This is a genomic window from Thioclava sp. DLFJ5-1 (genome assembly GCF_002020115.1).
GTDB classification, from domain to species: domain Bacteria; phylum Pseudomonadota; class Alphaproteobacteria; order Rhodobacterales; family Rhodobacteraceae; genus Thioclava; species Thioclava sediminum.
The window spans coordinates 127,587-141,531 of the sequence record NZ_MPZU01000004.1 but is presented as its reverse complement, the minus strand read 5'-3'; the positions used below and the strand labels follow the sequence as shown (position 1 = coordinate 141,531).

The following is a 13,945-nucleotide window of genomic DNA, read 5'->3' as shown; positions in this document are numbered from 1 at the left end:
TTCAGCGGTCCTGCCGCCCTGCGCGCCCGCCCCGGCGTTTGCGCAGTTGCGGCGCGCGCTCGGGCAGTTCCGCCATCACTTCGCGACGCGCCTCGGGCGTCATCCGCGACCATGCGCCGATTTCTTCCATCGTGCGGTAGCAACCGATGCAGATCCGCGCCTCGGGGTGGATCTGGCAGAGCTTGACGCAGGGGCTCTCGATCTCGGCGCGTTTCCAGATGCCGTCGCTGTCGGAAGGATTGTTCATGCCGCCCCCAGATAGCGCAGTCGATCCAGCGCGCCTTGCAGGATGAAGCTCGCCGCGACGTGGTCGATCGCCTCGGCGCGTTTGGCGCGCGACATGTCGGCCTCCAGCATCGCACGTTCGGCGGCGACCGTGCTCAGCCGCTCGTCCCAATAGCCGATCGGTAGATCGGTGAGGCGGCTGAGGTTGCGGGCGAAGGCGCGGGTCGATTGGCAACGCGCGCCCTCGGTGCCGTCCATGTTCTTCGGCAGGCCGAGGATCAGGCCCTTCAGCTCGCGCTCCGCCACGATCTTCAGAAGCGCCTCGGCATCGACGCCGAACTTCTTGCGTTTGATCGTCGAGAGCGGCGTCGCGACCGAGCGCAGCCCGTCGGACACCGCGACGCCGATGGTCTTGGTGCCCAGATCGAGCCCCGCGACCCCGCCCATGCGGGGGATCGCTTCGGCGAACTCTTCGATCGTCTCGCAGATCATTCCGCCACACCTGCCGATTTCGCCGCCGCCTCGACCTGAGCCAGCGCGTCCGGATTGTCGGCCAGCGCCTTTTGCGCCTCGCCCCAGGCTTCCTTGGCGCGTGCGTTCTCGCCCAGAGTCGCGAGCGACGAGATCACGCGGGCCCATTCCTGCGGCGTGCCGCCGTCGGTGGTCAGCCGGTCAAAGAGACCGTCGACCATGCCCTGGATCATCTGCTGGCGCTCCTCGGGCGTCATGGACTGCGCGTCCTTCATCTGCTGGGCGCTCGGGCCGGGGAGGGCGGGTGCCGCTTGCGGTGCGCTTTGCCCCGCCGAAGCGCCGCCCATATCCTTGAGCGCCTGACCAGCGGGCGCCTGATGGGCTGCGTCGATCTTCGCCATGTCTTCCGGGCGCGAGCCGAATTTGCCCTTCGCTTCGCCATAGATCGCATCGGCGCGGTCGACCTCGCCGATCATGCGCAGCGAGGAGATGAGACGTGCCCAGTCATCCGCGCTACCACCTTCCTGTGCGAGCCGGTCGTTCAGCCGCTCCACCATCGAGCGGATCATATCCTGACGTGCCTCGGGCGACATGTCCGCCGCCGCCGCGACATCGGCCTGCGACGGGCCGGGGGCGCCGCGCGGTCTGGGCGGGGTGTAGTCCTTCTCGCCCGCGAGCCATGCCAGGTCGTTAATGTTCTGCCGCATCATCGGCACCCAGGGGTCGCTATTCTCCGAGTTGCGCAACGCGCTGTCCCAGAAGCGGAACGCGCGGTCGGCACGCCCGTTCTGCAGCATCATCAGGCCGACATAATAGAGCGACAGCCCGTTCTTCGGATCCATCGTCAGTGCGGTCGCGAAGACTTTCTCCGCCTCGGGGGTGATCATTCCGCCTGCCGCCACGGCCATCATGTCGCCCAGCTCGGCGTAATCCTGCGCCGTCGCAGAATCGCCCTTGGTCGCGACGAGACGCTGCTGCGCCTTCCATGCGGCATCGAAGTTGCCCAGCGTTGCCTCGTTGCGTGCCAGCAATTCGAGACCTTTCGGATCGTTGGGCTTTTTCGCCACGGCTTCGCGCAGCTTCTTCATCAGTGCGAGGAATTGCGGATCCGGGTTGGATTGGGGGGCGGTCGCGCGGGCCTTTGCCATTTTCTCGGCTTCGGCCTGCGAGGGGCGGCTGTCATAAAGCTTGTCGGCATCCGCAAGACGCACGCCGATAGGCTGGTCCTCGTACCCGTCCTGCCCCACGTAATCGTAAAGCGCGAATGCCCCGCCGAAAATCACGACGACGCCGAGCACGACTGCGATGGTCGCCCCTTTCGGCGCGCGGCCCAGATCGGAGCCTGCCTGTGCCTTGCGGTCGGCCTCGAGCATCCGGCGCGAAATTTCCAGCTTCGCGCGGTCGGCTTCCTCGCGCGAGGTGACGCCGCGTTCGACGTCGCGCTCCAGATCGCGCAGCTGGTCGCGATAGACCTGCACGTCATACGAGGCCGCAGGGGCCATCTCGTCCTCGCCGCGCCCACGCAGCAGCGCAAGGGCGAACAAAAGCGCGATGACCGCAACGAGCGCGGCGGCGATAATCCAGAACAGCATGGCGTCTCCTCATCCTTCGTTCCCCATTTAGGCGAGATGAGGCCGCGCCGAAAGGGTCTAGCGCGTGAATGGAACCCGATGTCGCAGGCCCATGTCGCTTTTTTCCCTGCGATGCCGCAACAGGGGGGCTTTCGTCCGCCGCCCCGGTCCATCACAAAGGCGATAGAGTCGAGACTGCTCGGAGGCGCGCTCATGAAACGCTATTCGATGTTTGCCGTTGCACGTGAGGCGATGCGCTTCCATCGCGGCTGGGAACGAGCCTGGCGCTCCCCCGAGCCGAAGAAACGCTACAAGGTCATCGTCGTGGGGGCGGGCGGGCATGGCCTCGCCACCGCCTATTACCTCGGCAAGGTGCATGGCATCACCGATGTCGCGGTGATCGAGAAAGGCTGGCTGGGCGGCGGCAATACGGGCCGCAACACCACGATCATCCGCTCGAACTACCTGCAGGACCCGTCGGCGGCGATCTACGAGAAAGCCCGCGCGCTTTACGAGGATCTCAGCCAGGATCTGAACTACAACGTGATGTTCTCGCCGCGCGGTCTTCTGATGCTGGGCCAGACCGAGCATGAGGTGCGCGGCTACAAGCGCACGGTGCACGCGAACCGCCTGCAGGGCATCGACACGGAATGGATCGGGCCGCAGCAGGTCAAGGATCTCGTGCCGATCATCAATATCGACGGGCCGCGCTACCCGGTGCTGGGCGCGCTGCTGCAAAAGCGCGGCGGCACGGCACGGCACGATGCGGTGGCCTGGGGCTATGCGCGGGCCTGTTCCGATATGGGCATGGATATCATCCAGAAATGCGAAGTGACCGGCGTGCGCACCGAAGGCGGCAAGGTGCAGGGCATCTCGACCAGCAAGGGCGAGATCGACTGTGAACAGCTCGCCATCGTCGTCGCGGGGCACTCCTCGGTCATGGCCGAAATGGCGGGCTTCCGTCTGCCGATCGAGAGCGTGGCGCTACAGGCTTGGGTCTCCGAGCCGATCAAACCCTGCATGGATGTGGTCGTGATGGCCAACACCGTGCACGGCTACATGTCGCAATCCGACAAGGGCGAGATGGTGATCGGCGGCGGCACGGACGGGTTCAACAACTACACCCAGCGCGGTTCGTGGCACCATGTCGAGGAAACCACCCGCGCGCTGGTCGAGACCTTCCCGATCATCTCGCGCCTCAAGATGCTGCGCCAGTGGGGCGGCATCGTGGACATGACCGGTGACCGCTCGCCCATCCTGTCGAAAACCCCGGTCGAGGGCATCTTCGTCAATTGCGGCTGGGGCACCGGCGGGTTCAAGGCGATCCCGGGCTCGGGCTATGGCATGGCCGAGCTGATCGCGCGCGGCCACTCGCCGCTGACCGACCAATTCGGCCTCGACCGCTTCAAGGAAGGCCGCTTCATCGACGAAAGCGTCGCCGCAGGGGTGGCGCACTGATGGGGCAAGATGAAAACGAAGTCAGGGACTTTGTCTCCCAAGTCCTTAAAGGCATTTCGGACGGTGTTCGTGATGCACAAAAACACGCAATGGACACAGACGGAGTTCCAATTGCAGTTGGCTTGCATGATGGAAAGCCCGTTGAACTAAAAGAAACGGCGGTCGAGTTTGATCTCAATTTGATCGTATCGAAATCTGCGACGATATCCGGAGAAGTCGGTGCAGGTGGGGTCGTCGTCAAGCTGGTCGGAGTTAAGGCTGAGGGGCAAGGCGAGAAAACATCTCAAACAGAAAACAACCACAAAGTGCGTTTTTCTGTCCCCCTCTATTTTTCCTCGAACTATCAAAGGGATAAATAATGCTGACCCTCACCTGTCCCTGCTGCGGCGTCACCGCCGAGGAAACCGAATTCGCTCCGGGCGGCGAGGCGCATCTCAAGCGCTTCGGGCCGGGCTCGTCGGATGACGAGTTCGAGGGCTACCTGTTCGCCCGCAAGAACCCGAAAGGCGTCCATTTCGAGCGCTGGCGGCATGCCTATGGCTGCGGCAAGTGGTTCCTGGCTGCACGCGACACCAACACGCTCGAGGTGTTTGCGACCTACAAGGCGCAGACCACCGAGCCCCCCGCCGATGTGATCGCGAAGATCAAAGCGAAACGCCCCGACTGGGAGGGCTATAAATGAGCACGCGTCTTTCCAAGGGTGGTCGTCTGATCGACCGCGCGAAACCGCTCGCCTTCACCTTCAACGGCAAACCGATGCGCGGCTTTGCGGGCGATACGCTGGCCTCGGCGCTCTTGGGCGGCGGTCAGGTCATGGTGGGCCGGTCGTTCAAATACCACCGCCCGCGCGGCATCGTGGCGTCTGGCGCGGAAGAGCCGAACGCGCTCGTCGGTCTGGGTCGTAACGCGCGGTTCGAGCCCGATCAGCGCACCACCACGACCGAGCTGTTCGAAGGCGCCGAGACCACGAGCCAGAACCACTGGCCATCGCTCGACTTCGATATCGGCGAGATCAACAACACCTTCTACAAATTCCTGCCCGCAGGTTTCTACTACAAGACCTTCATGGCGCCGCGCGCTGCGTGGAAACACCTGTTCGAGCCCATCATCCGCAAATCCGCAGGTCTTGGCGGCGTGCCGAAAGAGGCCGACCCGGATCGCTATGAACAGGTCTATGCCCATTGCGATGTGCTCGTCGTGGGCGGCGGCGTGGCGGGTCTTGCCGCGGCGCTGAAAGAGGGCCGCGCGGGCAAGCGGGTCTGGCTGATCGAGCAGACCCCGAACTGGGGCGGGCGCACGCCGGTCGATGGCGGTCAGATCGACGGTCATGACGCGCAGAACTGGATCGACAGCGCGCTGGTCGAGCTGTCCTCGATGGAGAATGTCACGATGCGCACCCGCCTGATGGCGGCGGGTCTGCACGATCATGGCTATGTCATCGGCTACGAGAACCTTGCCGACACCACCCCCGGCGATGGCCGTCCGCGCCACCGCCTCTGGCGCATCCGCGCGGGCCACACGATCACCGCGACCGGCGCGATCGAACGCCCGCTCGCCTTCGCGGGCAACGACGTGCCCGGCGTGATGCTGGCCTCGGCGGTGCGCGATTACATCGTGAACTGGGCCGTCTCGCCCGGCGATCGCACGGTGCTCGTGACCAACAATGACGACGCCTATCGCACGGCGCTCGCGATCCTCGATGCGGGGCTGACGGTCTCGGCCGTGGTCGATGCGCGCGAGGAAACCCACGGCGCGCTGCCCGAAGCCGTGAAGGCGCGCGGCGTGCGCGTGCTCGAAGGGCGCGGCATCGCGAAAGTGCTGGGCCGCAAGGGCGTCTCCGGTGTCGAGATCTGCGCACAGGCAGGCGAGGGCGGTGCGGTCGAGATGATCGACTGCGATTGCGTCGCGATGTCGGGCGGCTGGTCGCCGGTCGTGCATCTGTGGTCCCATTGCGGCGGCAAGCTGACCTGGGACGATGCGCGCGCGATGTTCCGCCCCGATCCCAACCGTCCGCCGACCGGCGCGGATGGGACCGGCATGGCGACGGTCGTGGGCGCCGCCAATGGCGATCTGACGCTCTCCGAGGCGATGGGCGGTCTGGGTATCGGCGCGGCGTCCGAGGAAGAAGCGCCGCTCGCCCCGGTTTGGATGATGCCCGCGGGCGCGCCCGACGCGCTGCGCTTCAAGAGCTTCCTCGACTACCAGAACGACGTGAAGGTCTCGGACGTGCAGCTGGCCGCGCGCGAGGGTTACGAGTCGGTCGAGCATACCAAGCGCTACACCACGCTCGGCATGGCGACCGATCAGGGGAAACTGAGCAATATCAACGGGCTCGCGATCCTCTCGGATGCGCTTGGTCAACCGATCCCGGCGACCGGCACCACCACCTTCCGCCCGCCCTACACGCCGATCTCGCTCGGCGCTGTGACGGCGGAGGCCAAGGGCGAGCTGTTCCAGCCGCTGCGCCGCACCCCGATCCAGTCCTGGCACGAGGCCAAGGGCGCGCATTGGGAACCGGTGGGCCATTGGCGTCGCCCCTATTGCTACCCGAAATCGGGCGAAAGCCATCGCGACGCGGTCAACCGCGAGATCACAAATACCCGCAAGAATGTGGGCATGCTCGACGCCTCGACGCTGGGCAAGATCGTGGTGAAAGGGCCGGATGCGGGGAAATTCCTCGACATGCTCTACACCAACATGATGTCGACCCTGCCGGTGGGCAAATGCCGCTACGGGCTGATGTGCAACGAGAACGGCTTCCTGATGGATGACGGGGTCGTGGCGCGGCTCGACGAGAATACGTGGCTGTGCCACACGACCTCGGGCGGGGCGGATCACATCCACGGCTGGATGGAAGACTGGCTGCAATGCGAGTGGTGGGACTGGAAGGTCTATACCGCGAACCTGACCGAGCAATACGCCCAGATCGCCGTCGTCGGACCGAAATCGCGCGAGCTGCTGGAGCGCTTGGGCGGCATGGACCTGTCGAAAGAGGCGCTGCCCTTCATGAAATGGACCGAGGGCAAGCTGGGCGCTTTCGACGCGCGCATTTTCCGCATCTCCTTCTCGGGCGAGTTGAGCTACGAGATCGCGGTGCCCGCGAGCCAAGGCCTCGCGCTGTGGAAGGCGCTCATGGCCGAGGGTGAGGCGCTTGGCGTGATGCCCTACGGCACCGAGGCGCTGCATGTGATGCGCGCCGAGAAGGGCTTCATCATGATCGGCGACGAGACCGACGGCACGGTGATCCCGCAGGATCTGGGGCTGAACTGGGCGCTCTCGAAGAAGAAGACCGACTATCTGGGCAAGCGCGCGCAGGAGCGGTCCCACATGACCGACCCGAACCGCTGGAAGCTGGTCGGCCTCGAGACGCTCGACGGCTCGGTGATCCCCGATGGCAGCCACGCGCCCGCCGAAGGGTTCAACGACAACGGCCAGCGCAACACGCAAGGCCGCGTGACCTCGACCTATTACTCGCCCACGATCGGCAAGGGGATCGCGATGGGGCTGGTGCTCAACGGGCCCGACCGGATGGGCGAGGTGATCGAATTCACCGGCGAGGGCGAGGAAATGGTCAAGGCGCGGATCGTCGATCCGGTCTTCTACGATAAGGACGGGGAGAAGCAGAATGTCTGAGGCCGTCAGCGCCCTTTCGGGCCAGACCCACGAAGGGTTCGTCACCGTGTCCGAGGCTGGGCTGGTGGGCATGATCTCGATCCGCTCCGATCTGGAGGCCAAGGGGCTCGCCAAGGCGCTCAAAGCCGAGGGGCTGCCCGTCCCCGGCCCGCGCCGGATCGAGACCGCAGACGGGCGCTCGATCGCGTGGATGAGCCCGGATGAGCTGTTGCTGATCTGCGCTCATGACGAGGCGCCCGCGCTGACCGACCGGCTGGCCAAGGCGCTTGCCGGGGATCACGCGCTGGTCGTCAACGTCTCGGATGCGCGCGCGATGTTCACCATCCGCGGCGAGAAGGCGGATCAGGTGGTGATGAAGCTCTCGCCCGCCGATATCGCGACCCTGCCTGAAGGCGAGATCCGCCGTTCGCGCACGGCGCAGGTCGCGGCTGCGTTCTGGCGCTCCGGGGAAAGTGAGATTTCACTCATATCTTTCCGCTCGGTCGCAGGCTATGTTATGGGATTGCTTGAAGTTTCCGCCCGTGAGGGCAGCGATCTCTTTTAACATCCGGGCGTTGGTCTTGCATTAATCGGGCCGCTTTGTGCCCGATTAATTTGTCGAGGCCATATGTTCCGTCCATTTCTTTTCGCAGCTTTCGTCGTCTTTTCCACTGGCCCGGTTCTGGCCAACCCCGAGCAGCCGAAGCTGCCGCGCGGGACGCAGGTGATGCGTTGCACCTTCGAGACCGGCCATCTGTCGAATTCGACGCCCGGCGAGGTCGATCTGCTGAAAATCCCGGGCGGGGAATGGAAGGTCTACGACACGTTCCTCCATCATTTCGACTTGCCGATGCAGCCGGTGCAGGTGCTCGTCGACAATCCAAAGCGCACGACGTTTGGCTGGAAGGTCGACAGGCTCAAGACCAAGCGCAACTTCTACACCCCGCGCGTCGAGTTCCGCGTGACCCGTTTGAAGGCCAGTGGGCGGGCCTCGATCGCGGTGCGCCCGCGAGGCTATCGGTCTGAGACGGCTTGGGGCTCCTGCGATCCGATCCATGAGATCCGAGCCGGGGCAGGGGGCGCGGCCTCTTCGTCGTAGAATTCCGATAAGACATCTTAATCAACGGCGGGCGTCCCCGAGCGTCCGTCATCTGTCGAACGTGCAGAGGGTGTTTGGCGGCACGTCTGGCCGCTGCCGACCTCCGGATGCGCGCAGACACCCTTTGCGACGCCGCGAGGAGCGATCCTCTACGGTGATCCTCGTCTCTAGAGCTTCATGCGCGAGCTTGTCGCTCAGGGCACAGGGACTTCCTCGGAAGCCGCCAAGTCTGGACGCTGCGTCCTGAGCGCGACGCGCGTTTCGCTGGCTTTGCGGCGCGCGGCTGTCAGCTCCGCCATCGCCTGTTGGTCGTCGATGCGCCCGAGATTGGCACCGCCAAATTCATAATCGAACGGGACGTCGTGAAGCTCAGGATCGACCTGGAAAATAATATCGTTAACCGCAAAGCTGTTTTTACGATAACCCTCCTCGATTGAGAGAGACAGGGAAATCAGATGTCGACTGTTGAAAGGCGACATGAAGAAATTGCGCGTAAGTGCCGGGAAAATGAGCCCGATTGTCGAGCTGTAGTATATTTCGAGGAACATAAGATCGACTTGGCGTTTCGCAGCATTTTCCGGCAGCGTTTCAACCCACTTCTGATATTCAGGTAGAAACGTTCTATATGTCTTGCGATCGAACTCCTTGCCCGGCACGATTAACAGCCGCTTGACTTGCCAGCGCAGATTATTTCGTCCCTCATCGCCCAGCTTGTCGATGAACACGGCACGTAACAAGTCAGTTTGGTGACCGCGCAGGATCACCATTCTATCCTCGAGGCATTCATGCAGCCCGTGAGCGACTTCTCGGGTCAGCTTTTTCTTGAACCCGAGCGCGGCATGGAATTCGGCTTCGAACCGCGAAACATCCTCTTCAGAGACCTTGATATTCCGCTTGTCGTGGATTTCATGGTCGACCTGCAGAACCTTCGCGAGTGTTCCAGCGATCGTTGCGTCGATCCTGCTCGCGTAATTATGGATATGGGTGAAAAATTGGTCGAAGCCCGCGAGGTTCGTGCGCGATATCGAAGCGAGCAAGCGGCTATCCTGCCCTCCCGATAACGGGAGCGCGGTTTTGAAATTGGCGTTGATCTCTCCGATAACCTTAGAGGTTCGTTGAATTATTTCTCCGTAAATATCGTCATGCGATCGATCCGTCGTGAAATCCTCGTCGCGGGGCCAAAAGCGAGTTTCGGAGAAGTCATTGAGATCGAGATGGAAATTCGGATTACCGCGACGGACATCCTTATCGTAGGTATGAAACAGGCTGTAATTGCCTTCGCCGCGCTCGATGAGAGAATGGTCGTATAGCGGATGAGGTGTCGCATCGCGTTCGATGCAAAGGGCAAGGCTCGACGCGACCTGTCGCTCTTCACGGTCATAGACCATGCCATTCATACCGACTGCGTCACTGTAAAATCGCTTTGAATCGCCTTTGGCAATAAATACATTATACCGACCGGAAACATAAAAGAGCCAGTCTTCGAAATCCTCGAAGAAGCTATCGCGATCCAAATCGAGTGACGGGATTTTATGGGTGCCCTTCACCAAGGTCTCGTTATCGACTCCGATACCGATGAAAAGGCCGATCGCACGGCCCTTGGTATCTTCCAGCTTCGAAACGCATACTCCGTCGCCGACATGAAGGTGCCAGCCGCCGAAACTGTAACGCTTCAGGATCGTGTCCGTAATCTCACGTTGTGTCAGGAGATATTGCCAGCGCGAGATTTTCTCGAAATTGATGCCTGCTTTCGCGCAGCCGGACTCCGCTCTAATCGTCGTCATTCACAAATCTTTCTGAAAATTATGAATAGATTTAGATACTGATAAAACTCTCAGCGATACTATGAACCCGGACGTTCTTGTCAACGCTGCCGGTAGGGCGGTCGACAATGAACGGGGCTTCTGTGTCCCCACCTACGTTCAGGCCCTAATCTTGCCAAAAGACACAAAAGCGCGCCGGGGCGGGGCCTCGGCGCGCGTTCTGTTCAATGCAGGGAAGATTACTCCAGTTCGACCAGCAGATCCTTCGCGTCGATCTGCGCCCCCGGCGAGACATGGATCGCCTTCACCGTGGCTTCGCGGTCGGAATGGATGCCCGTCTCCATCTTCATCGCTTCGATGGTCAGGAGCATATCGCCCGGTTTCACCTTCTGGCCGACATTGACCGCGATCGAGGCGATCGAGCCCGGCATCGGCGCGCCGATATGGTTCGGGTTGCCCGCTTCGGCCTTCGGCTTCGCCGCCGTCGTCGCCTTCACCGCGCGGTTCGGGACGCGCACGGCGCGAGGCTGGCCGTTGAGTTCGAAATAGACCTTCACCTCGCCCAGCTCGTCGGTCTCGCCGGTGGTGAGATAGCGGATTTCCAGCGTCTTGCCGGGGTCGATCTCGGCGGAGATCTCGTCCTGCGGCTCCATCCCGTAGAAGAAGACCGGGGTCGGCAGGGTGCGCACCGGGCCATAGGCTTCGTGGCGGCTCGCGTAATCGGTGAAGACCTTGGGATACATCAGGTAGCCCGCGAGATCCTCATTGTCGATTTCGCGCCCGTCGAGCTGATCGGAGACCTCCTTGCGGGCGGCTTCCAGATCGACCGGGGGCAGGTTCTTGCCCGGGCGCTCGGTCGAGGGATGCTCGCCCTTGAGCACCTTCTTCACAACACCCTCGGGCCAGCCACCGGGCGGTTGGCCGAGATTGCCGCGCATCATGTCGATGACCGAATCCGGGAAGGAGACATCCTTGGCCGGGTCGAGCACGTCTTCCTTCGACAGGCCCTGCGCCACCATCATCAGCGCCATGTCGCCCACCACTTTCGAGGACGGCGTGACCTTAACGATGTCGCCGAAAATCTGGTTGGCATCGGCATAGGCCTGGGCCACCTCGTGCCAGCGCTCTTCCAGCCCCAGCGAGCGCGCCTGCGCCTTGAGGTTGGTGAACTGGCCGCCGGGCATCTCGTGCAGATAGACCTCGGAGGCCGGGGCTTCGAGACCGCTCTCGAAGGCCGCATATTGGTGACGCACGGCCTCCCAATAGTTCGACATCATGCGGATCGCGTGGATATCGAGACCGGTGTCGCGCTCGGTATGGGCCAGCGCCTCCACGATCGAGCCGAGGCAGGGCTGCGAAGTGCCGCCCGAGAAGGCGTCCATTGCCGCATCCACCGCGTCGACGCCCGCATCGGCGGCGGCGAGAATGGTCGCGCCCGCGATTCCGCTCGTGTCATGGGTGTGGAAGTGGATCGGGATATCGACCTCTTCCTTCAGCGCCGCGATCAGTTTGCGGGCGGCGGCGGGTTTCAGCAGGCCCGCCATATCCTTGAGACCCAGCACATGCGCGCCCGCGGCCTCCAACTCTTTCGCCATGCCGATATAGTATTTCAGGTCATATTTGGCGCGGTCGGGATCGAGGATATCGCCGGTGTAGCAGATCGTGCCTTCGCAGATCTTGCCGCTCTCGATCACCGCATCCATTGCGACGCGCATGTTCTCGACCCAGTTGAGCGAGTCGAAGACGCGGAACACGTCGACGCCACTTTCCGCCGCCTGACCCACGAAGAACTGCACCACGTTGTCGGGGTAGTTCGTATAGCCCACGCCGTTCGAGGCGCGCAGCAGCATCTGCGTCAGGATGTTGGGCATCTCTTCGCGGATGTCGCGCAGGCGCTGCCACGGGCATTCCTGCAAGAAGCGGTAAGCCACGTCGAAGGTCGCGCCGCCCCAGCATTCGACCGAGAACAGATCGCTGAGGTTCGAGGCATAGGCGGGGGCTGCCTTGATCATGTCGATCGAGCGCATCCGGGTCGCGAGCAGCGACTGGTGGCCATCGCGCATCGTGGTGTCGGTCAGCAGAAGTTTCTTCTGCGTCTTCATCCAGTCGGCGACCGCTTTCGCGCCTTCCTTCTCCAGCAGGTTCCGGCTGCCCGGTTTTGCCTCATCCCTGAAGGCGGGCAAGCGCGGCGGTTTCGCCTCCGCATGGGGTTTGTTGCGGCCCGCGGTCTCGGGGTGACCGTTCACGGTGATATCCGCGATATAGGTCAGGATCTTGGTGCCCCGGTCGCGGCGCTGCTTGAAGTCGAACAGCTCTGGCGTCGTGTCGATGAACTTCGTCGTGTAGCTCATGTCGAGGAAGGTCGGGTGCTTGAGCAGGTTGATGACGAAGTCGATATTCGTGCTCACCCCGCGGATACGGAATTCGCGCAGGGCGCGGTCCATCCGGCGGATCGCCTGATCGGGATCCTGCGCCCAGGCGGTGACCTTCACCAGAAGCGAGTCGTAATAGCGGGTGATGACGCCGCCCGCATAGGCGGTGCCGCCATCGAGGCGGATGCCGTTACCGGTCGCCGAGCGATAGGCGGTCAGGCGGCCGTAATCGGGGATGAAGTTGTTTTGCGGGTCTTCGGTGGTCACACGGCATTGGAGCGCGTGGCCCGACAGTTCGATCTCGTCCTGAGATTTCGCGCGGGTGGCTTCGGCCAGCGTCGCGCCCTCGGCGATCTTGATCTGGGCCTGCACGATGTCGATGCCGGTGACCTCTTCGGTCACGGTATGCTCGACCTGAACGCGCGGGTTGACCTCGATGAAGTAGAACTTGTCCGAGTCCATATCCATCAGGAATTCGACCGTGCCGGCACATTCATAGCCGACCGCCTGACCGATCTTCAGCGCGAGCTGGCAGACCTCTTCGCGCTGCTCGTCCGAGAGATAGGGGGCAGGGGCGCGTTCGACGACCTTCTGGTTGCGGCGCTGCACGGTGCAGTCGCGCTCGTAGAGGTGATAGAGATTGCCATGCGTGTCGCCCAGCAGCTGCACCTCGACGTGGCGCGCGCGGATGATCATCTTCTCGAGATAGCCCTCGCCATTGCCGAAGGCGGCTTCGGCTTCGCGACGGCCCTCGCGGACCTTCTCGACCAGTTCGTCCTCGCCGAGGATCGGGCGCATGCCGCGACCGCCGCCGCCCCAGCTGGCTTTCAGCATCAGCGGGTAGCCGATCTCGGCGGCCTCTTTCTTGATCGCGTCGAAATCCTCGCCCAGCACTTCGGTCGCGGGGATGACCGGCACACCGGCCTTGATCGCCACGCGACGCGCCGAGGCCTTGTCGCCGAGCGCGCGCATCGTTTCGGCCTTCGGGCCGATGAAGGTGATGCCGGCGGCGTCGCAGGCTTCGACGAAATCGGGGTTTTCCGAGAGCAGGCCATAGCCCGGGTGGATCGCATCGGCACCGCTTTCCTTGGCGACGCGGATGATCTCCTCGATCGAGAGATAGGCGCCGACGGGGGAGAGGCCCTCGCCGATGCGATAGGCTTCATCGGCCTTGAAACGGTGCAGGCCCAACTTGTCCTCTTCGGCATAGACGGCGACCGTCTTCTTGCCCAGCTCGTTGGCGGCGCGCATCACTCGGATGGCGATCTCGCCACGGTTGGCCACGAGGATCTTGTTGAACATAGCGTTCTCCCTGTTGTCGAAAGTGGCGCTACGGTAGCGTTGCCGCGCCGCAGCGCAAGGGCCTACCTGCAA

11 protein-coding genes are annotated in these 13,945 nt (G+C 63.0%); 6 read left to right on the top strand and 5 right to left on the bottom strand.

What is annotated here, in order from left to right; translation table 11 throughout:
- Position 1: 1 nt before the first annotated feature.
- From BMI86_RS13505 to ccmI, 3 genes are read right to left on the bottom strand one after another with little or no spacing between them, the layout of a single operon-like run.
- On the bottom strand, positions 2-247 hold the full coding sequence (locus BMI86_RS13505) for a DUF1289 domain-containing protein (protein ID WP_078520289.1): 246 nt from the start codon (positions 245-247) through the stop codon (positions 2-4).
- Positions 244-717 (bottom strand): Holliday junction resolvase RuvX, encoded by a 474-nt coding sequence (ruvX, locus tag BMI86_RS13500; RefSeq protein WP_078520288.1) that lies wholly within the window; start codon positions 715-717, stop codon positions 244-246. The genes BMI86_RS13505 and ruvX overlap by 4 nt, the downstream gene beginning before the upstream one ends.
- Positions 714-2,288 (bottom strand): c-type cytochrome biogenesis protein CcmI, encoded by a 1,575-nt coding sequence (gene ccmI / locus BMI86_RS13495; RefSeq protein ID WP_078541871.1) that lies wholly within the window; start codon positions 2,286-2,288, stop codon positions 714-716. The genes ruvX and ccmI overlap by 4 nt, the downstream gene beginning before the upstream one ends.
- Before the next feature lie 192 nt (positions 2,289-2,480).
- Here ccmI and BMI86_RS13490 point away from each other — a divergent pair, with 192 nt between their 5' ends.
- The 6 genes from BMI86_RS13490 to BMI86_RS13470 all read left to right on the top strand — a co-directional run bounded on the left by BMI86_RS13490 (position 2,481) and on the right by BMI86_RS13470 (position 8,436).
- A complete protein-coding gene (locus tag BMI86_RS13490) occupies positions 2,481-3,725 on the top strand; it encodes a sarcosine oxidase subunit beta family protein (protein WP_078520286.1) in 1,245 nt (414 codons plus the stop codon).
- Positions 3,725-4,084, top strand: a complete 360-nt coding sequence (locus BMI86_RS21010; RefSeq protein WP_143594803.1) for a hypothetical protein — start codon at positions 3,725-3,727, stop codon at positions 4,082-4,084. Before BMI86_RS13490 ends, BMI86_RS21010 begins: the two co-directional genes overlap by 1 nt.
- Positions 4,084-4,407, top strand: coding sequence for a sarcosine oxidase subunit delta (locus tag BMI86_RS13485; RefSeq protein WP_078541870.1), 324 nt, complete (start codon positions 4,084-4,086; stop codon positions 4,405-4,407). Before BMI86_RS21010 ends, BMI86_RS13485 begins: the two co-directional genes overlap by 1 nt.
- Positions 4,404-7,358, top strand: coding sequence for a sarcosine oxidase subunit alpha family protein (locus BMI86_RS13480; RefSeq protein ID WP_078541869.1), 2,955 nt, complete (start codon positions 4,404-4,406; stop codon positions 7,356-7,358). The genes BMI86_RS13485 and BMI86_RS13480 overlap by 4 nt, the downstream gene beginning before the upstream one ends.
- Positions 7,351-7,902, top strand: coding sequence for a sarcosine oxidase subunit gamma family protein (locus tag BMI86_RS13475; protein WP_078541868.1), 552 nt, complete (start codon positions 7,351-7,353; stop codon positions 7,900-7,902). Before BMI86_RS13480 ends, BMI86_RS13475 begins: the two co-directional genes overlap by 8 nt.
- A gap of 63 nt (positions 7,903-7,965) precedes the next feature.
- Positions 7,966-8,436 carry a hypothetical protein gene (locus BMI86_RS13470; protein WP_078541867.1) on the top strand — a complete coding sequence of 157 codons (471 nt, stop codon included), beginning with the start codon at positions 7,966-7,968 and terminating at the stop codon, positions 8,434-8,436.
- A 194-nt stretch (positions 8,437-8,630) separates the two neighbouring features.
- On the opposite strand, the gene BMI86_RS13465 is transcribed toward BMI86_RS13470, so the two are convergent.
- Both BMI86_RS13465 and BMI86_RS13460 read right to left on the bottom strand, forming a co-directional pair.
- Positions 8,631-10,220: a hypothetical protein gene (locus BMI86_RS13465; protein ID WP_078541866.1), complete on the bottom strand. Its 1,590-nt coding sequence runs from the start codon at positions 10,218-10,220 to the stop codon at positions 8,631-8,633.
- 218 nt (positions 10,221-10,438) lie between these two features.
- Positions 10,439-13,873, bottom strand: a complete 3,435-nt coding sequence (locus BMI86_RS13460) for a pyruvate carboxylase (RefSeq protein WP_078541865.1) — start codon at positions 13,871-13,873, stop codon at positions 10,439-10,441.
- Positions 13,874-13,945 lie beyond the last annotated feature (72 nt).